The sequence below is a fragment of the Kitasatospora sp. NPDC003701 genome (genome assembly GCF_053587085.1).
Map to the genome: position 1 here is coordinate 463,432 of NZ_JBSFNM010000001.1, position 22,705 is coordinate 486,136.

A 22,705-nucleotide genomic window follows, 5' to 3' on the forward strand; every position below is an offset into this window, starting at 1 on the left:
TCCCTGGGAAATGTGCGCCGGGTCGTCCGCCGGTGGCCGACCGACCGTCAGGCCTGCTCGGCCGGGATGCCGCCGAGGCACCACTCCAGGACCGCGCGGGCGCTGTGGTACTTGTTCTCGGCCTGCTGGAACGCGATGCTCGCGGGGCCGTCCAGCACCTCGGCGGTGACCTCGTCGCCGCGGTGCGCCGGCAGGTCGTGCATGAAGACGGCGCCGGGGCAGGCCGCGAGCACGGAGGCGTCCACCCGGAACGGCTCGAAGGAGCGCCGCCAGTCGGGGTCGGCCTTGGCCGTGCCGGTGGTCTGCCAGCGCGTGGTGTAGACGACGTCGGCCTCCGGCAGGTCGTCCATGTCGTGCCGCTCCTCGACCAGGGCGCCGGACTCCTTGGCGAGGGTCCGGGCGCGGTCGAGGTAGGCCGGGTCGAGCCCGTAGCCGGCCGGGGTCCGCAGGTGCAGCTCGGTGCCGGGGAAGCGGGCGAGGGCGAGGGCCAGCGCCGAGGCGGTGTTGTTGCCCTCGCCGGCGTACAGCACGCTCAGCCCCTCGATCCGCCCGAAGCGGCCGAGCATGGTGGTGAGGTCGGTGAGCGCCTGGGTGGGGTGCTCGGCGGCGCTCATCGCGTTGACGACGGCCATCCGCTGCTGCGCGGCGTAGGCGCGGAGCTCCTCGGTGCTGCCGGCGGTGCGCGCCACCAGCACGTCGAGCATCCGGGAGAGCACGTCGCCGGTGTCCTCGGCGCTCTCGCCGGTGTTCTCCTGGAGGTCGCCGGGGCCGTAGGTGATCAGCTTCGCGCCGAGCCGCAGCGCGCCCGCGGAGAACGCCGTCCTGGTGCGGGTGGAGGTCTTGCGGAACAGCACGCCGACGACGGCGTCGGCGAGCGGCCGGGCGCTCTCGCACTCCCCGGCGGCGTACTGGGCGCCGCGGTGCGCGATCCAGCGCAGCTCGCGGTCGGTGAGGTCGTCGACGGAGACCAGGTGGCGGCGGGGCGGTCGGGGCATCGGGGGTTCCTCCTCGGGCGGCGGGTGGCAGGTGGCGGGTGGCGGGCCGTCAGCCCGCGCGCAGGGCGTCGCGCAGGACGCCGAGGCCCTCGTCGAGCAGCTCGGGCGTGATGGTCAGCGGCGGCATCACCTTGAGGACCTCGTCGTACCGGCCGCAGCGCTCGACGATCAGGCCGTGGTCGAAGGCGTACCGCTGGACGCGCTCGGCCCGGTCGGGGCCGCCGGCCCGGGCGGTGTCGATGCCGAGCACCATGCCCCGGCCGCGCAGCACGAGCTCCGGGTCGAGCGTGCCGAGGTCCGCCCGGAACCGGTCGAGCCGGGCCGAGTTGTTCCGCAGGCCGGTCAGGAAGGCGTCCTGCTGCCAGAGTTCGCACGCGGCGGTGGCGGCGACGAAGGCCAGCTGGTTGCCGCGGAAGGTGCCGGTGTGCTCGCCGGGCTGCCACAGGTCGAGCTCGCGGCGGAACAGCGTGAGCGACAGCGGCAGGCCGTAGCCGCTGAGCGACTTGGAGACGGTGACGATGTCCGGCACGATCCCGGCCTCCTCGAAGCCGAAGAAGGTGCCGGTGCGGCCGCAGCCGGACTGGATCTCGTCGAGGACGAGCAGCACGCCGTACCGCTCGGTGAGGGCGCGCAGGCGGCGCAGCCACTCCCGGCCGGCCGGGTAGACGCCGCCCTCCATCTGGACCGGCTCGACGACGACGGCCGCCGGCGGCTCGGTGCCGGAGGACGGGTCGGCCCAGAGGCGCTCGATCAGGTCGATCGAGTCGAACGGGCCGAGCGGGCCGTCCTCGAAGGGGACGAAGGTCACGTCGCCGCCGGCCACCCCGCCGGCCCGGCGGGCCCGGCGGCTGCCGGTGATCTCCAGCGAGCCGCGGGACATGCCGTGGTAGCCGCCGGTGAAGGCGGTCAGCCCGGTGCGGCCGGTGGCCCGGCGGGCCAGCTTGAGGGCCGCCTCCACCGCGTCGGTGCCGGTCGGGCCGGTGAACTGCACCTTGAAGTCGAGCCCGCGCGGCTGCAGGACGACCTCGTTGAACCGGGTGAGGAACTCGCGCTTGGCGACGGTGTGCATGTCCAGGCCGTGCATCACGCCGTCGGCGGCGAGGTACTCCAGGACGCGCTGCTTGACCGCGTCGTTGTTGTGCCCGTAGTTGAGGCTGCCGGCGCCGCAGAAGAAGTCGATGAAGGCCCGGCCGTCGTCGGTGTGCAGCAGCGCGCCCTTGGCGCGCTCGAACACCACGGGGAAGGTGCGGCAGTACATCCGCACCTCGGATTCGAGCTTCTCGAAGACGGAGGTGTCGGTGGTGGTGGCGGTGGTCATGGCGGGTCCTTGGGGCGAGGGGGCAAGGAGGGGGTGCGGGTCGGTCAGCGGCCGGCGGTCGCGCGGTCGCCGCGGGGGCGGGCGGTCAGCCGGGGCAGCGGGCCGGCCACGGCCGTCCGCGGGTAGCCGTCCAGGGCCGCGGCCAGCGCGGCGACGGTGGGGTGGTCGAAGAGCGCCCGCACCGGCACGTCCACGCCGAGGGCGGCCCGCAGCCGGACGGACACCCGGGTGGCGAGCAGCGAGTGCCCGCCGAGCCGGAAGAAGTCGTCGTGGACGCCGATCCCGGTGGCGCCGAGGACCTCCTCCCAGACCTCGGCCACGGCCCGCTCCTGCGGGGTGCGCGGGGCGGCGGTGGCCGGGGCGGCCGTGCGGGGCTCCGGCACCGGCAGCGCGTGCCGGTCGACCTTGCCGCTGACGGCGGTCGGGATCGCGTCCAGCAGGACGAACGCGGCCGGGACGAGGTGGTGGGGCAGCGAGTCGAGCAGCGCGGCGCGCAGGTCCTCGGCGGTGGGCGGCCGTTCGGCGTCCTCCGCGACCAGGTACGCGGTGAGCTGCCGGCCGCCGGTGCCGTCCGGGGTCGGGTGGACGACGGCGGAGCGCACGCCCGCCAGGGCGAGCAGCGCGGCCTCGATCTCGCCCGGTTCGATCCGGTGGCCGCGGATCTTCACCTGGTGGTCGCTGCGGCCGAGGATTTCGAGCGAGCCGTCCGGGCGGAGCCGGCCGAGGTCGCCGGTGGTGTAGAGCCGGCCGCCGGGGGCGGTGGCGTGCGGGTCGGGGAGGAAGGCGCCGGCGGTCTGGCCGGGCCGCCCGCGGTAGCCCCAGGCGAGGCCGTCGCCGCCGATGCAGACCTGCCCGGTGCCGCCCTCGGCCACCGGCTCCAGCCGGTCGTCGAGCACCCGGACGGTGGTGTTGTGCACCGCGGCCCAGGTCAGCACGGAGCCGTCGGCGCCGTGGCGGGCGACGCTCGTCCAGATGGTCGCCTCGGTCGGCCCGTAGAGGTCCCAGACCGGGGCGCCGCCGGCGGCGAGCGTCGCGGCCAGCTCGGTGTGGAGCTTCTCGCCGCCGGAGAGCACGGTGAGGCCGGGGCCGGGCGTCCAGCCGGTGTCGGTCAGCATCCGCAGCATCGAGGGGGTGGCCTGGAGCACGTCCGGGCGGGCCTCGCCGATCAGGCGGATCAGGCGCTCCGGGTCGCGGGCCTGCTCGGTGTCGGCCAGCACCAGGCGGGCGCCGGTCAGCAGCGGCAGGCACAGCTCCAGCATCGAGGGGTCGAAGGAGGCGGTGGTCACCCCGAGGACGGTGGCGCCGGGCGGCAGGTCGAGCCGGGCGGCCATCGAGTGGAGGAAGTTGGTCAGCGCCCGGTGCGGGATCTGCACGCCCTTGGGCATGCCGGTCGAGCCGGAGGTGTGGAACACGTAGGCGAGGTCGTCCTGGCCGGTGGTCCGGTCGAGCCGGGCCGGCGTGCCGGTCGAGGCCTCGGCCGGTTCGTCGCGGGCCGGTTCGCCGCCGGCCGGTTCGTCGCCGTCGAGCAGCAGGGTCGTCGCCGCGGTGCCGGCCACCCGCTCGGCCAGCGGCCCGGAGGTGACCACCACCGCGGCCCCGGTGTCCTCGACCAGGTAGCCGATCCGCTTCACCGGGTGCATCGGGTCGAGCGGGACGTAGCCGCCGCCCGCCTTGAGGACGGCGAGCAGGGCGGTGAGCAGGCCGGTGCCGCGCTCCAGCAGGACGCCGACCCGCACGCCGCGGTCGACGCCGAGGTCGCGCAGCCGCCGGGCCAACCGGTCGGCCCGGGCGTCGAGTTCGGCGTAGCTCAGCGCGCCGTCCGAGGAGCGGACGGCGGGGGCGTCCGGGGTGCTGCGGGCCTGCTGCTCGAAGAGGTCGGTGACGGTGGGGGAGGGCACCGCGCGGGCGGCGCCCTGGCCCAGCGCGAGCCGGCGGCGGCGCTCGCCGGAGGGCAGCGGCGCGAGCTGCGCGGTGGCGAGCGCGAGCGGCTCGTCCGGGGCGGCGAGCACGGCGCGCAGCAGCTGGACGTAGTCATCGGTGAGGCGGGCCGCCGTCTCCGGGGTGAACAGCGCGGTGGCGTACTGCAGCCGCAGGCCCAGGCTGCCGTCGGGGCGGCCGAGCAGGTCCAGCGCCAGGTCGAACGGCGTCCCGGCGACGGGGGTGGGCACCAGCTCGACGTCCAGCCCGGGCAGCGCGGGCGGTTCGGCCTGCGCGTCGAGGGTCAGGAAGGAGACCTGGAAGAGCGGGTTGCGGCTGAGGTCGCGGGCCGGGGCCAGCTCGGTGACGACGCGTTCGAAGGGCGTCTCGGCGTGCGAGAGGTCGGCGAGGGAGCCGGCCCGGACGCGGTCCACCAGCTCGCCGAAGCTCGGCCGGCCGGACAGGTCGGCGCGCAGCACCACGGTGTTGACGAACGGGCCGATGAGCTCCCGGGTGGCGGCCTGGCCCCGGCCGGCGACCGGGGTGCCGACGGCGAAGTCGCGCTGCCCGCTGTAGCGGCCCAGCTGGGCCTGGAAGGCCGCCAGCAGCACCATGAACCGGGTGGCCCGCCGGGACCGGGCCAGCCGGTCGGCCTGGGCCACCAGCTCGGCCGGGAGGGTGAACCGGGCCACCGCGGCGGCGCCGTCCCACTCGGCGGGCCGGGCACGGTCGGTGGGCAGCTCCAGGGGCGGCAGGCCGGCCAGCCGGGAGCCCCAGTAGCCGAGCTGGCGGGCGAGCCGGGGACCGGTGCTCCGCTCCTGCTGCCGGGCCGCGAACTCGGCGTACTGCAAAGGCAGTTCCGGGAGGCCGACGGGGCCGCCGGTGGTCGCCGCGCGGTAGGCCGCCGCCAGGTCGCGGGTGAGGACGTTCCAGGAGGAGAAGTCGAAGGCGATGTGGTGCACCACGACGACCAGCAGGTGGTCGTCGGCCGCCAGCCGGGCCAGGGTGGCGCGCAGCGGCGGCGCGGTCGACAGCTCGATCGGCCGGCCCAGCACCTCGTCGAGGACGGCGGTGATGCCGGCCTCGCCGGGGGCGGGCGCCGCCACGGTCTCCAGCGGCACCTCGACGGAGGGCGCCACCCGGGCCACCGGCTCGCCGTCGGCGGCCGCGTACCGGGTGCGCAGCACCTCGTGCCGCTCGACCACGGCGGCCAGGGCGGCGGCGAGGGCGGCGGCGTCGAGGCTGCCGCGCAGGCGCAGGGCCAGCGGCAGCAGATGGTCCGCCGTACCGGGCCGCAGCTGGTCGAGGAACCACAGCCGCTGCTGCGAGAAGGATGTCGTCCGGACGTCACCGCGGTCCACCGGCTCACCTCCAAAGGGGTAGTCAGAACGTCGCGCGCCCCGGGTGGTCGGGGCACAACCGGAGCTTGCCGGTCGGGTGCGGCGGGGGAGTAGGGAAGGAGCGGCAGCGCGGGGCGCCGCTTTTGCTGCGTCAATGTCTCTGGTCGGCGGCGGGCCGGGGCGGCGCCGTCGGGGTCCGGTCGGGGTCGGCGCCATCGGGCCGGGGTGGGTGCCATCGGGCCGGGGTGGCCGACCCGGGGGCGCGCCGGGTCAGATCAGCCCGGTGCGGACGGCGTGGGCCACCGCGTGCGCCCGGTTGCGGACCTGGAGCCGGGCCATCAGGTCGTAGATGACGTTCTTCACGGTGTGCTCGGAGCAGGAGAGTTCGCGGGCGATGGCCGCGTTGCCGTGCCCCTCGGCGACCAGGCGCAGGACGCCCGTCTGGCGGGCCGTCAGCGGCGAGTCGGGGGCGGGCCGGTGCGGTGCCGGGTCGCCCTGCCGGGTCGGACCGAGCAGGCCGACCAGGACGCCGTAGGGCATCCGGCCCTCCCCGTGCCGGGCGCAGCGGACGGCGGTGAGCAGGCGTTCCGGGGTGGCCTCGGTGGACTGCAGCATGGCCACCGCCCCGGCCCGGACGGCCCGCCGGACCCCGGCGGCCGTGAAGGTGTCGGCGACCAGCAGCAGCGGGGCGCCGTCGGGCTCCGGCCAGCCGTCGAGCGCGGCGCCGGGCGTCGGCCCGGCGGCCACCCGGACGGTGGCCTCGGAGCGGGCGGCCGCGAGTTCGATGCCGGCCCGGCGCAGGTTGGCGGCCACCGCTTCGCGGGCCGGCCCGCCCGCCGGGCCGAGGTGGACGCGCAGCCCGCCCGGCCGTCTTCCGGTCTCGGGCCTGGTCCCGAGGGCGAGGGCGCTCACAGCAGACCCGCCCGCAGCGCGTAGGCCACCGCGTGGGCGCGGTTGCGGAGCCGGAACCGCTGGGTGATGTCGCGGACCACGGTGGTGACGGTCCGTGCGGAGTAGCAGAGCTCCCGGGCGATCTCGTCGGTCTCGTGGCCGTCGGCCACCAGTCGCAGGACGGCGCGCTCCCGCTCGTCCAGGCCCCAGCCGGGCCCGTGGCCCCGGGCGCCGGGGTGCGGGTCGAGCTCGGTGCCGTGGTCGAGGAGTCCGTCGATCAGGTCGGGCGGTACGGTGCAGTCGCCGCCGGCCACCGTGAGCACGGTCCGCGCCAGGCGGTCGGCGTTGACCTCGCGCCGGCGCAGCAGACCGCGGGCCCCGGCGTTGATGGCGTCGGCGGCCTCGGCCGGGGACAGGTCGGCGGCGATCACGACGATGGCGGGCCGGTGCGGGCCGGTACGCGTCGCGGTCACCAGGTCGAGCTCCTGGCGGTCCACCCGGTCGACCAGGACGACGGCGACGTCGGCCTTCTCCTCGGGCTGGACCAGGGCGATGTCCGGGTTGCCGGACAGCGCGCTCACGGCGCCGGCTTCGAGCACCGGGTCCAGGGCCACGACGCAAAGCGGCAGGGGGTTGCCCATGTGCACTCCTCGGTCAGCGTGGGGTGAACCTCTCGGCGAGGAGTCTTCGCTTCCGGTGTGCCGCGCCGCATGGGGCGCGATCACCCGCTTTCCCCGCCGCGGCGGGCCGTACCCGGCCGTGCCACGGCCCCCGCCCGCGGCGTGACCGGATCCGGCCACCGGTCCCGGGTGCCCCCGGGCCCGCTCCGCCGCAGCTCCGCGCCCCTGCGGCCGACCCCGCGCCCGCCCCCCGTCACCCGTCGGACCACCCGGTCCCGAGAAGGTGGGGCACGGCGGGTACGTCGTCTGGGTAGTCCGCGACGAAATCTACGGGTGGTGCTCCCCTGTACGGACGGGTCGTGCCGCTGGAAGGGTGGCGGACGTGACCACAACCGACCCCGCCCCCCGGGCCTCAGGGCCGGCGCCCACCTGGTGGGCGCCGGCCGCGACGCTGCGCGAACGGCTGTCGGCCCCGCACCCGCCGGTGGCGCCGGCGGCGGGCCCGACGGCCGGGGCGCGCACCCGCTCGGCGGTCGAGCGGGCCTGCGAGTCCGTGCGGCTGGCCCGGCTGGGCGTCGATGCGGGGCAGGCCGCGGCGCTCGCCGCCGAACCGCCGGAGCGCCTGGCCGGCCGGCTGGCCAAGCCCGCGTGGGCGGAGTTCACGGAGCGGGCCCTCGCCGCCGCGCCGGAGCAGGCCCTCGCCGCCGCGCCGGAGCGGCCCGGTGGCGTCCCCGCCGAAGCGGCCGAGGGGGCGGCGGTGTTCGCCCCGCTGCTGCGCCCGCTGGTGGCCGCCGCCGTCGGCGAACTGACGGAGCAGGCCCGGGCGGGCGGCGCCGCCCCGGGCGACCTGGCGGTGTTCGCCCCGGCGTACACGCGCTGGCTGGCGGAGCGCCTGGCCGGCGAGGCGGCCCGGACGCTGGTCGTGGAACTCGCCGCCGCCCGGGCCGCGGGCGGCCTGGCCGGCGCCACCGGCGCGGCCCGGTTCGCCGACTTCGCGGCCCGGACGGGCACCCGGGCCGGGCTGGCCCGGCTGTTCACCCGGTACCCGGTGCTGGCCCGGCTGCTGGCCCGGATGTGCCGCAACACCGCCCGGTCCGGCGCCGAGCTGCTGACCCGGCTCGCCGCCGACCGGCCGGCGCTCACCGCGGAGCTGTTCGGCGGGCACGACCAGGGCCCGCTGGCCGCCGTCGAGCTGGGCCACGGGGACTTCCACCAGCAGGGCCGGTCGGTGGCGGTGCTGTGGTTCGCCGGCGGCGCCGGCGTGGTCTACAAGCCCAGGCCGATCGGCCAGCACGCGCTGCTGGACGACATGGTGGGCTGGCTGGACACCAAGGCGCCGGGCCTGGGGCTGCGCACCCCGCGCTGGGTCGCCGGGAAGGGCTACGGCTGGCTGGAGTACATCGACCACCGGGTCTGCCGCTCGCTGACCGAGATCGACCGGTTCCACCGGCGGCAGGGCGCGCTGCTCGCCCTGGCCTACACCCTCGAAGGGGTGGACCTGCACTGCGAGAACCTCCTCGCGCACGGCGACCAGCCGGTGCTCGTCGACGTCGAGACGCTGCTGCACCCCGTCCTGGGCGAGGGCGCCACCACCCTGCCGGACCCGGCGGCCGCGGCGCACGCCGCCTCGGTGCACCGGACCTGCCTGCTGCCCCAGCTGCTGGTGGGCGAGCTCGGCGCGGTCGACGTCTCCGCCCTCGGCGCCGCACCGGGCGGGGAGTTCCCCAACACCCGGATGGTCTGGGAGGGCGCCGGCACGGACGAGATGCGCCTGGTGCGCCGGCCGGTGCCGTTCACCGGCGCGCAGAACCGCCCGTACGGCACCGTGCCGGGGGCCGGCGCCGCGGACCGGCTGTCCGCGACCCTGGCCGGGTTCCGCGCCGGGTACGACGCCGTCGTCCGGTACCGGGCGGAACTGGCCGACCCGGCCGGGCTGCTGGCCACCGGTGCGGAGGCCGTCGGCCGGCTCGTGATCCGCCCGACGATGCTGTACGCCACCCTGCTGGAGGAGGCGACCCACCCGCAGCTGCTGGGCGACGGGCTCGACCGGGACGCCGTGTTCGCGGTGCTCTGGGCCGAGTCGCAGGGCGACCCGGCCCGGCAGGCGCTGATCGAGCACGAGATCGCCGACCTGTGGGACGGTGACATCCCGGTCTTCTTCCACCGGCCCGGCGCGCCCGAGGTGTTCGCCTCGGACGGCAGCCCGGTGCCCGGCGTCCTGGACACCTCCGGCCTCGCCACCGCCCGGGCGAAGCTCGACGGCATGAACACCGTCGACCGCCACGACCAGGAGTGGATCATCTCGGCCACGCTGGCCTCCGTCGGCCCCGACGCCACGGGCCCCCGGCACCGGGCGGGCGGCCGCACCCGCCCCTCGCCCGCCGCCGTCCCGGAGCCGTCCGCGCTGCTCGCCGCCGCCTCCGGGATCGCCGACGAGATCGTGGGCCGCTCCGTCCAGGGGCACGGCCGGGTCAACTGGATCGGCCTGGAGGCCGTCGACGAGCACTGGACGGTGCTCCCGATGGGCGCCGGACTGGCCCAGGGCTACAGCGGAGTGGCCCTGTTCCTGGCCCAGCTCGGGGCGCTCACCGGCTCCGCCCGGCACACCGGGCTGGCCCGGGCGGCGATCGCCCCGCTGCCCGAACTCGTCGCCGCGGTGGCCGCCGACCCGGCGCTGGGCCGGGCCGTGGGCCCGGGCGGCTTCGAGGGCCTGGGCGGTCTCTGTTACGCCCTCGCCCGGCTGGCCGGACTGGTCGACGACGGCCTCGCCGAGTGCCTGCCGGCCGCGCTGGACGCGCTGGCCCTGGCGGCGCTCGACGAGGACGCCCCGGCCGGCGTCTCGGCGGGCCTGGCCGGCGCGCTCGCGGCCCTGCACGCGGTGCACCGCGAGCGCGGGCTGGCGCAGGCCGCCGACCTCGCGGACCGGATCGCCGAACGGCTGCTCCGGCTGCCGCCGCCCGGTCCGCTCGGCGGCGCGGCCCCGGAGCGGGCCGGCTTCGCCTTCGGGGAGGCCGGCATCGGCTGGGCGCTCGCCCGGCACGCCCGGTTCACCGGCGGCCCGGAGGGCGAGCGGTTCGCCGCCGCCGGCCGGGCCCGGCTGACCGCCGCGCTGGCCGCGGACCGGCTCGCCACCGGCTGGTGCTCCGGGACGGCCGGCACCGTGCTGGCGGCGGCCGACGCGGGCCTGTCCGCCGAGCCGGCCGATGGCCCGCTCGGGGACGCCGTCCGCCGGCTCACCGGGCAGCAGCCGGTGGCCGACCTCAGCCTCTGCCACGGCGAGTTGGGCACCGCGGAGGCGCTGGCGGCGCTCGCCGGGCGCGGCCACGGCGGTGCCCGGAACAGCCTGACCGGCCGGGCCGGGATGGTCCTCGGACAGCTCCACGACTGGGGGCCCCGCTGCGGGACACCCGGGCAGGTGGCGACGCCCGGACTGCTCACCGGGCTGTCCGGCATCGGCTACGCCCTGCTCCGCCTGGGCTTCGCCGACACCGTGCCCGCCGTCCTGCTGCTGGACCCCGCCCCGGGCGGCGGGCGCGCCGGCCGCGCCTGAACCGCCGCCCCACCCCCGACCCCCCGAACACAACCGAATAGAACAGAAACACCTGAAACACCTGAAACACCTGAAAAAGAATCAAACTGCAGAGAACCACAGAGCACAGCGCGACTTATCACCACGCATCGCTTCCCGAATGGAAAGGAAAGCCCCATGTCCTACTCCCTGCACAACGGTGCTGTCCGCAGCGAGGCCACCGACCAGGCCGCGACGATTCCGGACCCGGCCGGCGAGATCCGGCTGGTCCGCTGGAACGGGGCCTGCGCCCGGACCCGCGCGCTGGCCGGAATGAACCTCGGCAGTGGCGTGGTCGTGGGCCTCGGCTCCATCACCACCAGCGTCTCGGTGCCCTTCTGACCTGCGCTCACACAGAGCCCGTCCGAACAGGAACGCGACGCTCCGTGGGGATAGCGACTACTATCCGGGGCTATGCGTGTGCGGGCAGCCCATCTCATCGGCCGTGATGCCGAAGTCGCCAAACTCGGCGAATCACTGCGGGATCTCCGCCGGTCGCGCGGCTGTACCACATTCCTGGTCGGCGAGGGGGGAATCGGCAAATCGCGGCTGGTGGCCGAAGTGATCGGCGACGCCGTCGACGCCGGAGTCCGCGTCCTGCGCGGCCGGAGCAGCACCATCGGACCGATGGTGCCGCTCCGGCCGCTCACCGAGGCGCTGATGCCGCTCTCGCGCGGCGGGGAGACCCCGGACGAGGCGAGCCTCGGCCCGTACCGCCCGGTGCTCGGCCGGCTGATACCGGACTGGGGCACCGGCACCCCGGACCAGGGGTCGACGGTGGTGCTCGCCGAGGCCGTCCTGCGGCTGCTCGCCTCCGCCGGCCGCGACCAGGGCTGCCTGCTCGTCCTGGAGGACCTGCACGACGCCGACACCGAGACGCTGGCCGTCGTCGAGTACCTGGTCGACAACCTCGACCAGCAGCCGGTCATGCTGGTGGCGACCGTCCGCTCGGAGCCCGGCGAGGCCCTCCTGCTCGCCGAGTCCGCCGGGCGCCGCCGCAGCGGAACGGTCTTCCGCCTGGCGCCGCTGGACGGCGCCGAGGTGGACCGCCTGATCGCCTCCTGCCTGGACACCGAACCCGGCCTGGTGCCCGCCGAGGTGCTGACCCAGATCCGCGAGGACAGCGCGGGCATCCCGTTCCTGGTCGAGGAGCTCCTCCAGGGCGCGGTCACCGGCGGCGCGCTGGTCCGCGAGAACGCCGCCTGGCGGGTGGCCGGCAACCTCCGCCGCAATGTGCCGAGGGCGCTCCTCGAAGGCGCCATCCACCGCATCGACGAACTCGGCCCGCAGGGGCAGACCCTGCTCTCCGCCGCCGCCGTGCTCGGCCGCCGCTTCCCCCTGTCGGTGCTCCAGCTGATGACCGGCGCGGACGACCGGAGCCTGCTCAGCCACCTGCACGCGAGCGTGACGGCCCGCCTGGTCGCGGCCGACGAACCCGCCCCCGACTGGTACGCCTTCCAGCACCCGCTGACCGCCGAGGCCCTGCTCGCCCAGCTCACCCCGACGGCCCGGGCCGCCCTGTCCCACCAGGCCGCGGACGCGATCGAGGCCCTCCACCCCGACCTGCGGGGCGACTGGTGCCCGCTGGCCGCGACCCTGCGCGCCGACGCGGGCGACCCGGTCCGGGCCGGCCGGCTGTTCACCGAGGCAGGCCGCCGCGCCCTGGCCAACGGCACGGTCGGCTCCGCGGTGGCCCTGCTCGACCGGGCCGAGCGCCTGCTGGCCGGGGGCACCGACTCCGCCGCCCGCGCCGAGGCCCTGGAGGCCCTGCTGCCCGCCCTCGCCGAGACCGGCGAGCTGACCCGCGCGCTCAGCCTCGCCGGCAGCCTGCGGGAGCTCGTCGGCGCCGGCCTGGGCGCGCCCCGGCTGGCCGCCCTGCACACCCGCCTCGCCCAGGTGGCCTACATGGCCGGCCGCTGGGCCGACGGCAACAACCAGATCGAACGGGCCCGCGCGCTGCTCGGACCGGATCCGGACGAGGCCCACACCGCCCTGACCGACGTGGTGGAGGCCTACCTGTGCCTCGACACCCCCGGCCAGGACCGCACCCAGCGGGCCGAACGGCTGGCCCGCGCCGCGATCGACACCGCCGAGCGGCACGACCAGCCCCTGGTCGCCTGTCAGGCCTGGGAGCTGCTGGGCGTCGTCGCCCGCGAGCGCGACCCGGCCGAGGCGGTCACCTACCTGGAGCGGGCGATGAGCACCGCCGAGCGGCACAGCCTGCCGCTCCAGCGGATGTACGCGCTCACCCGCCTCGGCGGCAGCCGGTGGCTGGCCGACGGCGGCACCGCCACCCTGGACGAGGCCCGCACCGAGGCCCGCCGGCTGGGCGCCGTCACCGTCGTCTACACCCTCGACGGGATCCTCGCCCTGCACGACGTCCTGCGCGGCCGGTTCGCCGAGGCCCGCGCGCTGGGCGACGAGACGCTGATCATGGCCGCACGGCTGCGGCTGACACCGGTGGCCCGCTACCTGCTGATGACCCGTTCGGTGCTGGCCGCCCACCAGGGCGACCGGGCCGCGATGGAGGAGGCGCTGACCGAGTTCGGCCGCTGGGGCGGCAGCGGCTCGCCCGAGGAGCCGCTGGCCCTCGGCCTGGCCCGGGTGTTCTGCGCCCTCCTGGAGGAGGACCGCGACCGGGCCGCCCGCGACATGGCCGGCCTCCAGGCCCTGGAGGCCGAGAACCCGAGCACCTTCCACCTCGGCGGCCGGCACGGCCTCGGCCTGCTGCTCGACCTGCTCGACGGCCGGGCCGACCGCGACCGGCTCGACCGGGTGGCCGCCAGCTCGGCCGGCCGGATGCGGTGGAACCGGCATTTCGTGCTGCTCGCCGAGGCCGTGCTGCTCGGCCGGGAGGGGGAGCCCGAGGCGGCCGGCCGGGCGGCCCTGCTCGCCCAGGAGGCCGGCGCGCCCTACCCCACCGCCCGCCACCTCGGGCAGCGGCTGATCGCCGAGGAGGCCCATGCCCTGGGCTGGGGCGACCCGGAGGGCTGGCTGCGGGAGGCCGAGCACCACTTCCGCGAGACCTCCGCCACCGCCGTCGTCGGCGCCTGCCGCACCCTGCTCCGGGCGATCGGTGCGCCGGTCCGCCAGCACCGCACCGGCAGCAACCGGATCCCGGCGCAGCTGCGCCTCAAGGGCATGACGGTCCGTGAGTACGAGATCTTCCAGCTGCTGGCCGACCGGCTCAGCAACAAGGACATCGCCGCCCGGCTCTACATCTCGCCGCGCACCGTCGAGAAGCACGTCGCCAGCCTGATCGCCAAGACCGGGCTGCCGAACCGGGCGCAGCTCTGCGCGCTGGCGGCGGAGCAGTCCTGACCCGACCGCCGGCCGGCGCTCGCCGTGACCCCGTCCCGGCCCCCGCCGCCCGGGGGTGGCCGGTGCCCGCGCCGCGCGGTACCCGACCGGGGCGCGGGCCGCAAGCGGTCAGTTGCTGCCGCCGGCACCGGCGCGCTCCGGCGGGGCGGAAGCGGCCGGGCCGGCCGGAGGGGGCCGGTTCGTGCCGGTGCAGCTTTCGGCCACCGCCCGCCCCGGGACAGCGGCCCCCGCGGAGCGGGACACTGGCTGCGAGCCGGCTCCCACCGGGATCCGCCCGCCGAGGTCCCGCAGCGTCGGCACCACGACGGCACCAGGAAGGGACCGACGCAGATGACGAAACCCGCCGCCTGGCCGGAGCGGAACATGTGGACGGACTCCGCGCGGGAGCGGGCCCACGCCTACCTCGACCACGCCCGGGGCATCCGCGGCGAGGTCCGGTTCCAGCTCGTCACCCGCGCGCTGGCCCGGCACCTGCCGCAGCGCGCCTGCCGGGTCGTCGACATCGGCGGCGGCTTCGGCCGGCAGGCGATCCTGCTGGCGCGGGCCGGGCACTCGGTGACCGTGGTGGACAACGACGAGACGCTGCTCCGGGCCGCCGCCGACCTCGTCGCCGCGGAGCCCCCCGAGGTCGGCCGCCGGGTACGCCTGGTCCAGGGCCTGGGGGAGGAGGCACCCGAGCTGGTCGGGACGGGGTTCGACCTCGTCTGCTGCCACAGCGTCCTGCTGTACCTCGCCGATCCGGACCCGATGCTGGACGCGCTGGTGCGGCTGGCCGCGCCCGGCGGCCTGGTCTCGCTGCTCACCGTCAACCGCGACTCCCAGGCGATGCGCGACGGGCTGCAGGGCGACTGGCGCGGCGCGCTGGCGACCCTGCTGGAGTCCGCCGAGCAGGGCGACCAGTACCTGCCGACCCGGCCGGACACCCCGCAGGACCTGGGCCGGCGCCTGGCCGCGCGCGGGGCGCCGACGGTGGAGTGGCTCGGCGTGCGGGTCTTCTCCGACCACCGGTCCGGCGAGCCGTCGCCGGAGGAGTTCGCGGACCTGTGCGAGCTGGAGTGGCAGGCCGGACTGCGCGACCCCTACCGCGGCCTCGCCCGGCTCTTCCACCTCGTCGCCCGGCGCGGGGCCGAGCCCCGGTAGCCCCGCCCACGCGCCCGGTCCCGACGGCCGTGACGGCTCGGCTGCCCGGCGCCGACCGCCGGTGCCGCGACCGTGCGCCGGTGGCGCGGGCGTGCGCCGGAGCCCGGGTGACTGCGCCGGGCCCCTGCCGTGCGCCGGGGGTCCGGCAGGATCCTGCCAACGCGGGGCCCGCGCTCGCCGGCGGCGCCGCGTCGAGGACCGGCCCCGACGGCACCGGGGCGCCCCGCGGATGCCGCGCGACCACGGTGGTCCGCTGATCCCGAGCCTGCCGGGGCCCGGGAGGCGACCCGTCGGCGGACCCGTTCGCGGACCGAACACCGGTGCCGGGGCCGCCGATCCGCCTGCGCAGGCCCGCTTGTGGGGGGCCACGTCAAGTGCCAATCTGTGAAGTCAATTGCCGGATTAAATGTGCATGGCGAGATCAGGCAGGAGTTGTGCGCCGACGTCAGCCGCCGGGCCGGGTCAGGGGGAGTGGTCAATGTTCGAAGGGCTTGGGCTGAGCAGCCTCGCCGAGTCCGTCTATCTCGCGATGCTCCAGCACCCGGACGAGAGCCTCGACGTCCTCGCCCGCCGGCTCGACGTGGACCACGCCCAGATCCGGGTCGCGCTCGACGAGCTCACCGGGATCTCGCTGCTCCAGGTGTTCCCGGGCCGGCCCGCGCCGAGAGCCGTCCGGCCGGAGATCGGGCTCTCCGCGCTGGTGGCCCGTCAGCAGGCCGAGATGGCCCGCCGGCACCAGCAGATCGAGGAGGGCACCGCCGCACTGTCCACCCTGCTGGCCGAGCGTGCCGAGAGCCGGCCGGCCGAGACCGAGCCGGGCATCGAGCGGCTGTCCGGCATCGAGGCGATCCGCGACCGGTTGAGCGAACTCGCGCGCGGCTGCGAGTGGGAGGCCAGCTCCTTCATGCCGGGCGGTGCCCAGTCCGAGGAGAACATCAACGCCAGCCGGGAGCTGGACGCCGAGGCGATCGACCGCGGGGTGCGGCTGCGCACCGTCTACCAGGACAGCGTCCGCAACCACCGGCCGACCCTGGAGTACGCCCAGTGGCTCAGCGGGCTCGGCAGCGAGGTGCGCACCACCGCGTCGCTCCCGCTGCGGATGCTGATCGTCGACCGGCGGGTGGCCGTGGTGCCGCTGGACACGGCCGAGCAGGAGGGCACCGCGGCGGTCGTGATCTCCAGCGTCGGGATCATCACGGCACTGACCGCGCTGTTCAACTCGGTCTGGCGGTCCGCGACGGTGCTCGGCGCCGCCCGCCGCCGCGACGACGACGGGCTGTCGAGCCAGGAGCGGCAGGTGCTCAGGCTGCTGGCGGCGGGTCTGACCGACGAGGCGATCGCCCGCCAGCTGGGCGTCTCGGTCCGCACGGCCCGCCGGGTCGCGTCGGACCTGCACACCAGGCTCGGCGCGCGCAGCAGGTTCCAGGCCGGGGCCCAGGCCGTCTCGCGGGCCTGGATCACCCCGGACGACCTGGAGTAGGGCGCGTTCGCCCGGCGGCCCTACGGCCCCACCTCGGTGGAGCGGACGGCCCAGTCGGGGCAGGTGCCGGCGCCGGCCATGGTCCGGCGGCAGAGCTGCACGGCCACCCGCGCCGCGTCCAGCAGGTCGCGGGCCTGCACGTAGAGGTTGAACACCACGAAGCCCTCGTGGACCTCGATCCGCGCGTGCTGGAGGGAGTCGGTGCCCGCCCTGCTGCACAGCAGGTGCCGGTGCAGTTCCCGCGCGGACTGCGGCGCGGCGCCGGGGGTGTCAACCGTGGTCTTGGTCAGGTACACGGGTCGACCCGCTCCCGGCCGGGGCGTGCGTTCCGGTCCGGGGGGTGCGGGCGCCGTCGCGCCCGCGTCCCCTTCCGGCCGGCTGGTCGGACTTCAGCCGTTGCGCATTCACGCTGAACCTTTCACGTGCCTCGTTGCGAGCCGGTCCCGAGCCCGCTGCGCCGCCCGTTCCACCGCCCGGCCGCCGCGGCTCCGGTGCGCGGGAGCCGCGGTGCGCGGGCGCTGGCGTGCGGGCGGCCTGACGGGTGCTCGGGTGCTCGGGTACTCGGGGGCCGGTGTCCGGGGGCCGTGGTCAGGGCCCGGCGCCCGGGGCGGGCCGGCCGGCGGTCGGTCAGACGGAGATCGGCGGGTCCGGTGCCCACCGGGTCAGGGCCCAGCGGAGGAGTTGCGGGCCCAGCACGGCGGCCATCACCGCGAACGCGGCGACCATCGCCCACCGCGTCCCGAACGCGATGGCCAGCGCTCCGCCGACCGGCACCCCGATCAGGTTGGCGGCCTGCAGCAGCACGAAGGCCATGGCCATCACCTGGGCGATCCGGTCCTTGGGCGCCGCGGCCTGCAGGCTCCCGAAGACGGTGGCGACCAGGAGCGTCCCCCCGAAGCTGCCGGCGAGTTCGAGCAGCACCAGCCCGGCCATCGCGCTCGGCCCGGCGGTGGTGAACGGCAGCAGGGCCAGCGACAGCAGGCTGACGCCGGTGCCCAGGGCGAGCGTGCGGCCCGACCCGAGCCGCTTCTGCGCCCGGCCGACCAGCATGCCGCCGGTCACGCCGCCGACCGCGCCGAGCGCCAGCAGCGTGCCGATCAGCGAGGGCCGCATGTGCACCGACCGCACCAGGAAGAGCACGAGCACCGGCTGGGTGAGGCCGTTGACGAAGGCCACCGCGACCATCGCCCGGACGCCGGACTGCCGCGCCATCGCGAGCGCCAGCCGCACGTTGGCGGCGGCGCCGAGCCGCTGTCTCGCGGGCTTCGAGGTCCCGCCGGTGCCTCCCCCGGCACCGGTGCCGGCGTCGCCGCCGGGGCTGCTGTCGGCGCCGCCGCCGTCGGTGCCCGGCCGGCCGGCCGTCGGGTCCGCCGCCGGGCCGGCCTCGTCGGCCTTCCCGGGCCGGACCCGGGTCAGCAGGGCCGCGGACGCCAGGAACGACAGCGCGTCGACCAGGACCACGTAGGGCGCCGCGATCCGGGCGAGCAGCGCCCCGCCGAGCGCGGGCCCGCTGATGTCCGCGATGCTGCGGGTCGCCGAGATCTTCCCGTTGGCCTCCACCAGGTGCGCCTTGGGGACGATCTGCACCAGCAGCGGACTGGACAGCGCGGAGTACACCCCGAGCGCCGCCGAGGCCGCCGCGGCCAGCACCATCAGCAGCACGATGTGCAGCGCCCCGAACCACCAGAGCAGCGGGATGGCCCCCATGATGGCGGCCTGCACCAGGTTGCAGGCCGCCATCATCGGGGCGCGCGGGCGGCGCAGCCCGTCGGACCACGCCGCCGCCGGGAGCCTGATCAGCAGGGACGGCAGCACCTCGGCCACCGCCAGCGAGGTCATCTCCAGGGCCGAGGCGCCCAGCGTGACCGCCGCGCACATCGGGATCGTGACGTTGCTGACCGCCGAACCCACCTGGGAGAGGCCGGTTGCGGCCCACAGGGCCCGGAACGGGCGGTCGGGGAACACCGGCGACGCCGAGGTCTGCTCACCCCCGCCGGCCAGGGTCGTCGATGTCACGTCGCGCGTCCTTTCACAGGGTGACGATGCGGACCGCCGCGTCGGCGGCCTCCTGGGCGAACCAGGCCGGGAAGCTCTCCGGGTACCGCATCCGGGCGATCTCGGCCAGCCGGGGGATGAGCCGGGAGACGCCGTTCATCGTGCGCATCGAGTCCACGGCGATCTGGCTCAGGAACCGGTGGTTGTCGCGCACATGGGTGCGGGCGTAGCTGAAGAAGACCCCGAACTTCTCCCGGCCCGGGTCCCGCACGACGGTTGTGCTGGTGTGCATCAGACGAGCGTTCCACACCACGACGTCGCCCGCCCGGGTATCGACGCGTTCGCGGAGGTCCGACTCGCCCACCGTCCGCGCCGGGATGTCGAACTCCGGTTCGGTGGTGCCGTATCCGTCGAAGGACATCAGGTGCGAGGCGCGCACCACGTCGATCCCGCCCCCGCCGACCGGGTCGTTGTCCTGCAGGTACAGCCCGCACTGGACGTGTGCGAACCCGGGCTCCCACACGTAGGCGGCGGTCGGTCCGACGAACGTCGCGTCGACGTGCCAGGGGACGTACACGTTCTTGCGCGCGGTGCAGTTCGGGTACAGCACCGGGTGGTCGTCGCCGAGCAGTTCCTTGACGGCGCGCACCACACGCTCGCGCAGCACGATGCCGGCCAGGAAGTCGTCGGCCAGGAAGTCGCTGGTGAGCATCTCCTGCGAGCCGGTGCCCGTCAGGTAGCCGGAGCACAGGGCCCGGGCCCGCTCCACCTCCTCGGCGTCCAGGATCCCGCGCAGGATCACGTACCCGCGCCGGGCGAACTCCTCGGCGGAGACCGGGGCCGGGGCCGGGGCCGGGACCGAGGTCGGTGCCGGCGCTGAGACCGGGGCCGGGGCGGCCGTCGCGGTGCCGTTCGCCGCGGCCGTCATCGCTGGACCCGCACCGGGCTGCCGGGGGCGACGCACGCGGCCAGGCCCTCCAGTTGGCCGTAGCCCAGGCCGCAGCAGTCGCCGGTGATGTCCTCGTCCAGGGCGTCCGCCGGGTGCTCCGCGTCGGTGGCGGCGAAGGTCTCCAGGTCGATCGGCTCGGGGTCGTCGTCGACCCAGACCAGTGCCCCGGCGGTGATCAGGTCGAGGTGGACGTCCGCGATGTACGGGACCTTGCTCACCCGCTGGTTGTGCTGGCCGAACCCCAGGTGCACGCCGCAACGCCGCTCGTTGATGTGCGAGTTGGCGGTGATGAACTCGTCGATGCCGCGGTTGGTGCCCAGGCCGAACTCCCCGACGTTGCGGCCGTAGGGGCTGTTCAGGCAGAGCTGGAACATCGCGTCGAGCTGCGGGTCGGCGCAGCTGAGCGAGACCGCCTGGCCGTTCTCGATCTCCACCCGGACGGGGTTGGCGGCCAGGCTGGCGTTCAGCGGGGTGATGATGTTGGCGTTGAACGCCCCGTCCGCGACCAGGACGCCGTCGACCGTGACCGGGTAGGTCGCCACCTCGCCGGCCGGCAGGATGGTGAAGCCGCCGGGCCGCCAGACGCCCCGGTTGCTGATCCAGTGGTACTTGTCCGCGTCGAGCTCGATCGTCAGGTCGGTGCCGCCGCGGCTGGTCACCCGCACCTTGCGGGCCGGCTTCACCCGCTCCAGCAGCGTCGCGTTGAACCGGGTCAGCTGCGCGGGGGCGAGGTTGAGGGACTTGGTGAAGAACGCGGTGGAGGCGCTGATGATCCGCAGGATCATCGTGCGGTCGCCGCCGAACCTCTTCAGCGCGTTCTCGAACACGTTGAAGTGCGACATGGTGTCGCGCTCCAGCGTGAGGACGACCAGGCGGCCCGGCAGCGTCTCCGGGTCGGGGAGCACCGCCTCCAGGCGCCCGGCGAACTCCGGGTCCTCGAGCTTGCGCATCGGGACGATCGGCGTCGCGAAGCCCCGGTGCCGGAGCGCGAGCGCCAGCCAGGCCGCCGGGTCACGGCTGTCCGGGGTGTAGGTGATGACGAAGGTGTCGGTGCTCTCGATGAGGACGTAGTCGTCCAGCAGGACCTTGATGCCCTGCTGGACCTTCTCGTCCGGAATGACGAAGTTCATGGTCGAGCTCCTCGGATCGACGGGGACCCGCCGGGCGGATCCGCGGGCGCACGGCGCGCCCGGGCGGTGGGGGAAGGCGCAGCGGACGCGGCAGGGGCACCCGTCGCCCGGCCGGAGGGGAGATCCTCCGACGCGGTGCGGCGGGTGCCCCTGCCGGCAACGACTAGTTGTTGTAGAAGGTCGAGTACGAGACCTTCCACGCCACGTCGCCGATGCCGTCCTCGTCGACCTCGGCCGGCTCGGCGGCGGCCATCGTGTTGACCAGTTCCTCAAGCTCCTCGAACGCAGACATTGCAGTCTCCTTCGGCTGGTGGTCGTCAGCGGGCTGCTGACTGGTCCCATGCTGTGGCCCGGGCCGGAGCGGGCGGTAGTGGTCACTTCCTGCACCCCGGTGGACGTGGCCTGAACCGGCCTCCCGGCGCCGGAACGGACTGTCCCTGCCATGTCGGCCCGAGGCCGGTGCAAGGGGCTGACCAGGCCGGGAAGCCGCTGTATACAGGTTTCCGACACCCCACCCCGCAGACCTCCCGGAGGCATCACCATGAGCAACTTCGCCGGCACCGAGCCCGGTTCGGACCTGCACCGGTCGCTCGTCCGCAGCGCCGCCGTGGCCGCGGCGGTCGGCGTCGGGGGCGACGACGACGGCTTCGGCTGGCAGGTCGCGGCGCGCTCCTGAGCGTCCCGGTCCGACCCCGCGTCCCCGGTCCGGCCCCGCGTCGGTCCGCACCCGCCTCGCAGAGAGGAACGCACGGTGACTCACCCCGAACCCGCACCGGAGGTGCCGCGCTACCCCTTCGGGGAGCCGCATCTCCTCGACCTCGACCACCGCTACGCCGGCCTGCGCGACACCGAGGGGCTCCGCCGGGTCGAGGTCCGGGACCTGGGCGAGGCGTGGCTCTGCTCCCGGTACGCCGACGTCCGCAGGATCCTGACCGACAGCCGGTTCGGGCTGACCCCGCCGGAGCCGGGCGCCGCCGCGGCACCGGAGAAGGCCCCGGCGCTGACGTCCGCGCAGGTCAACCGGGTGACCAAGGGAGGTCTCAAGCCCCGGCAGATCGAGCGGCTGCGCGGAGCCGCGGAGCGGACCGCCGAGGACCTGCTGGACCGGCTGGACCTGTCGGACCGGCTGGACAGCGTCGCGGGCCCGGAAGGCGACCGGACGCCCGTGGACCTGATGGCCCTGTTCGTCAAACCGCTCGCCGCCGAGGTCCTGTGCGAGCTGCTCGCCGTGCCCGCCGGGGACCGGGTCGAGGTCCGGGCGCTGCTGCTCGGCGCGGCGACCACCGCGTCGCCCCCGTCGGAGGCCGACAAGGAGGACCGGCGCGCCCTCGCCCGCCACCTGGCCGCTCTGATCGCCTCACGCGACGCGGCCGGTGCCGGTGCCGACGACCTGCTGAGCTCCATGATCCGGGCCCGCGGCGAGGGCGACGACCGCCTCGGTGACCGTCAACTCGTCACGGCGGCCCTGCGGTTGCTCCTGCCCGGGCTCCAGAACACCGTCCTGATGCTGTCGAACTTCGTGCGCGCCCTGATGCACCACCGGTCCGACCTGGAGCGGCTGCGCCGCCGGCCGGACCTCGTGCCGTCCGCCGTCGAGGAACTGATCCGCTTCACGCCGTTCCACAGCACCTCGACCTTCCCCCGCTACGCCGCGCAGGACGTCGAGATCGGCGGCACGCTGATCCGGCGCGGCGAGGTCGCGGTGGGAGCGCTGTGCGCGGCCAACCGGGACGAGCGCGCGTTCACCCGCCCGGACACCTTCGACGTCGAGCGCGGCGAGAACGCCCACCTCGGCTTCGGCATGGGCGCCCACCACTGCCCGGGCGCCGCGCTGGCCCGGATGCAGCTCCAGGTCGCCATCGCGGCCCTGGCCCGCCGGGTCGAGGACCTGTACGTCGCGCCCGTCACCGTCGCCGGTTCGGCCCACGACGGCAGCGGCCGGGTCATCGGCTGGTTCGACCCGCTGCCCGCGACCTGGTCCGCGATCCGGCCCTGAGCCCGTCCGTGCAGCGCCCTTCTCACGGTCGACGACGAGACGCCG

Annotated in this window: 17 protein-coding genes; 7 read left to right on the top strand and 10 right to left on the bottom strand. The window is 75.9% G+C overall.

The genetic code is table 11. The features are described 5' to 3' along the window. Positions 1–47: 47 nt before the first annotated feature. The 5 genes from ACWDRR_RS01750 to ACWDRR_RS01770 form a co-directional block, all read right to left on the bottom strand. Positions 48–995: an ornithine carbamoyltransferase gene (locus ACWDRR_RS01750; protein WP_449770175.1), complete on the bottom strand. Its 948-nt coding sequence runs from the start codon at positions 993–995 to the stop codon at positions 48–50. 49 nt (positions 996–1,044) lie between these two features. After that, positions 1,045–2,313, bottom strand: a complete 1,269-nt coding sequence (locus tag ACWDRR_RS01755; protein WP_449770176.1) for a diaminobutyrate--2-oxoglutarate transaminase — start codon at positions 2,311–2,313, stop codon at positions 1,045–1,047. Positions 2,314–2,357: 44 nt separating this feature from the next. Then, positions 2,358–5,591, bottom strand: coding sequence for an amino acid adenylation domain-containing protein (locus tag ACWDRR_RS01760; protein ID WP_449770177.1), 3,234 nt, complete (start codon positions 5,589–5,591; stop codon positions 2,358–2,360). A gap of 249 nt (positions 5,592–5,840) precedes the next feature. Beyond that, positions 5,841–6,482 (bottom strand): response regulator transcription factor, encoded by a 642-nt coding sequence (locus ACWDRR_RS01765; RefSeq protein WP_449770178.1) that lies wholly within the window; start codon positions 6,480–6,482, stop codon positions 5,841–5,843. Further along, a complete protein-coding gene (locus ACWDRR_RS01770; RefSeq protein WP_387879916.1) occupies positions 6,479–7,102 on the bottom strand; it encodes a response regulator transcription factor in 624 nt (207 codons plus the stop codon). The genes ACWDRR_RS01765 and ACWDRR_RS01770 overlap by 4 nt, the downstream gene beginning before the upstream one ends. Positions 7,103–7,463: 361 nt before the next feature. Here ACWDRR_RS01770 and ACWDRR_RS01775 point away from each other — a divergent pair, with 361 nt between their 5' ends. From ACWDRR_RS01775 to ACWDRR_RS01795, 5 genes are all read left to right on the top strand, one after another. Beyond that, a complete protein-coding gene (locus ACWDRR_RS01775; protein ID WP_449770179.1) occupies positions 7,464–10,631 on the top strand; it encodes a type 2 lanthipeptide synthetase LanM family protein in 3,168 nt (1,055 codons plus the stop codon). A 156-nt stretch (positions 10,632–10,787) separates the two neighbouring features. After that, on the top strand, positions 10,788–10,991 hold the full coding sequence (locus tag ACWDRR_RS01780) for a hypothetical protein (protein WP_449770180.1): 204 nt from the start codon (positions 10,788–10,790) through the stop codon (positions 10,989–10,991). Positions 10,992–11,063: 72 nt separating this feature from the next. Continuing rightward, entirely contained in the window at positions 11,064–13,970 is a 2,907-nt protein-coding gene (locus ACWDRR_RS01785; protein ID WP_449770181.1) for an AAA family ATPase, read from the top strand. A 330-nt stretch (positions 13,971–14,300) separates the two neighbouring features. Beyond that, positions 14,301–15,110 carry a methyltransferase gene (locus ACWDRR_RS01790; RefSeq protein WP_449770182.1) on the top strand — a complete coding sequence of 270 codons (810 nt, stop codon included), beginning with the start codon at positions 14,301–14,303 and terminating at the stop codon, positions 15,108–15,110. A gap of 478 nt (positions 15,111–15,588) precedes the next feature. Further along, on the top strand, positions 15,589–16,590 hold the full coding sequence (locus ACWDRR_RS01795) for a LuxR C-terminal-related transcriptional regulator (protein WP_449770183.1): 1,002 nt from the start codon (positions 15,589–15,591) through the stop codon (positions 16,588–16,590). 20 nt (positions 16,591–16,610) lie between these two features. On the opposite strand, the gene ACWDRR_RS01800 is transcribed toward ACWDRR_RS01795, so the two are convergent. From ACWDRR_RS01800 to ACWDRR_RS01820, 5 genes are all read right to left on the bottom strand, one after another. Beyond that, positions 16,611–16,886, bottom strand: coding sequence for a hypothetical protein (locus ACWDRR_RS01800; RefSeq protein ID WP_449770184.1), 276 nt, complete (start codon positions 16,884–16,886; stop codon positions 16,611–16,613). A gap of 331 nt (positions 16,887–17,217) precedes the next feature. Further along, complete coding sequence (locus ACWDRR_RS01805; protein ID WP_449770185.1) at positions 17,218–18,606, bottom strand: MFS transporter; 1,389 nt, start codon at positions 18,604–18,606, stop codon at positions 17,218–17,220. A gap of 13 nt (positions 18,607–18,619) precedes the next feature. Then, positions 18,620–19,513: a phytanoyl-CoA dioxygenase family protein gene (locus ACWDRR_RS01810; protein ID WP_449770186.1), complete on the bottom strand. Its 894-nt coding sequence runs from the start codon at positions 19,511–19,513 to the stop codon at positions 18,620–18,622. Continuing rightward, the gene (locus tag ACWDRR_RS01815) at positions 19,510–20,664 is read right to left on the bottom strand and encodes a hypothetical protein (RefSeq protein WP_449770187.1); all 1,155 of its coding nucleotides are present in this window, start codon (positions 20,662–20,664) and stop codon (positions 19,510–19,512) included. Before ACWDRR_RS01815 ends, ACWDRR_RS01810 begins: the two co-directional genes overlap by 4 nt. Before the next feature lie 163 nt (positions 20,665–20,827). Then, positions 20,828–20,956, bottom strand: coding sequence for a hypothetical protein (locus ACWDRR_RS01820; protein WP_360634607.1), 129 nt, complete (start codon positions 20,954–20,956; stop codon positions 20,828–20,830). Positions 20,957–21,205: 249 nt separating this feature from the next. On the opposite strand from ACWDRR_RS01820, the gene ACWDRR_RS01825 reads away from it, so the two are divergent. Together ACWDRR_RS01825 and ACWDRR_RS01830 are read left to right on the top strand one after the other, a co-directional pair. Continuing rightward, the gene (locus ACWDRR_RS01825) at positions 21,206–21,340 is read left to right on the top strand and encodes a hypothetical protein (RefSeq protein ID WP_449770188.1); all 135 of its coding nucleotides are present in this window, start codon (positions 21,206–21,208) and stop codon (positions 21,338–21,340) included. Between the two features lie 75 nt (positions 21,341–21,415). Further along, entirely contained in the window at positions 21,416–22,660 is a 1,245-nt protein-coding gene (locus ACWDRR_RS01830) for a cytochrome P450 (RefSeq protein WP_449770189.1), read from the top strand. The last annotated feature ends 45 nt before the right edge of the window (positions 22,661–22,705 follow it).

Coding starts and splice junctions, on each gene's coding strand:
- ACWDRR_RS01750 (WP_449770175.1), bottom strand. CDS start 995: ATGCCCCGACCGCCCCGCCGCCACCTGGTCTCCGTCGACGACCTCACC.
- ACWDRR_RS01755 (WP_449770176.1), bottom strand. CDS start 2,313: ATGACCACCGCCACCACCACCGACACCTCCGTCTTCGAGAAGCTCGAA.
- ACWDRR_RS01770 (WP_387879916.1), bottom strand. CDS start 7,102: ATGGGCAACCCCCTGCCGCTTTGCGTCGTGGCCCTGGACCCGGTGCTC.
- ACWDRR_RS01780 (WP_449770180.1), top strand. CDS start 10,788: ATGTCCTACTCCCTGCACAACGGTGCTGTCCGCAGCGAGGCCACCGAC.
- ACWDRR_RS01785 (WP_449770181.1), top strand. CDS start 11,064: ATGCGTGTGCGGGCAGCCCATCTCATCGGCCGTGATGCCGAAGTCGCC.
- ACWDRR_RS01790 (WP_449770182.1), top strand. CDS start 14,301: ATGACGAAACCCGCCGCCTGGCCGGAGCGGAACATGTGGACGGACTCC.
- ACWDRR_RS01795 (WP_449770183.1), top strand. CDS start 15,589: ATGTTCGAAGGGCTTGGGCTGAGCAGCCTCGCCGAGTCCGTCTATCTC.
- ACWDRR_RS01810 (WP_449770186.1), bottom strand. CDS start 19,513: ATGACGGCCGCGGCGAACGGCACCGCGACGGCCGCCCCGGCCCCGGTC.
- ACWDRR_RS01815 (WP_449770187.1), bottom strand. CDS start 20,664: ATGAACTTCGTCATTCCGGACGAGAAGGTCCAGCAGGGCATCAAGGTC.
- ACWDRR_RS01820 (WP_360634607.1), bottom strand. CDS start 20,956: ATGTCTGCGTTCGAGGAGCTTGAGGAACTGGTCAACACGATGGCCGCC.
- ACWDRR_RS01825 (WP_449770188.1), top strand. CDS start 21,206: ATGAGCAACTTCGCCGGCACCGAGCCCGGTTCGGACCTGCACCGGTCG.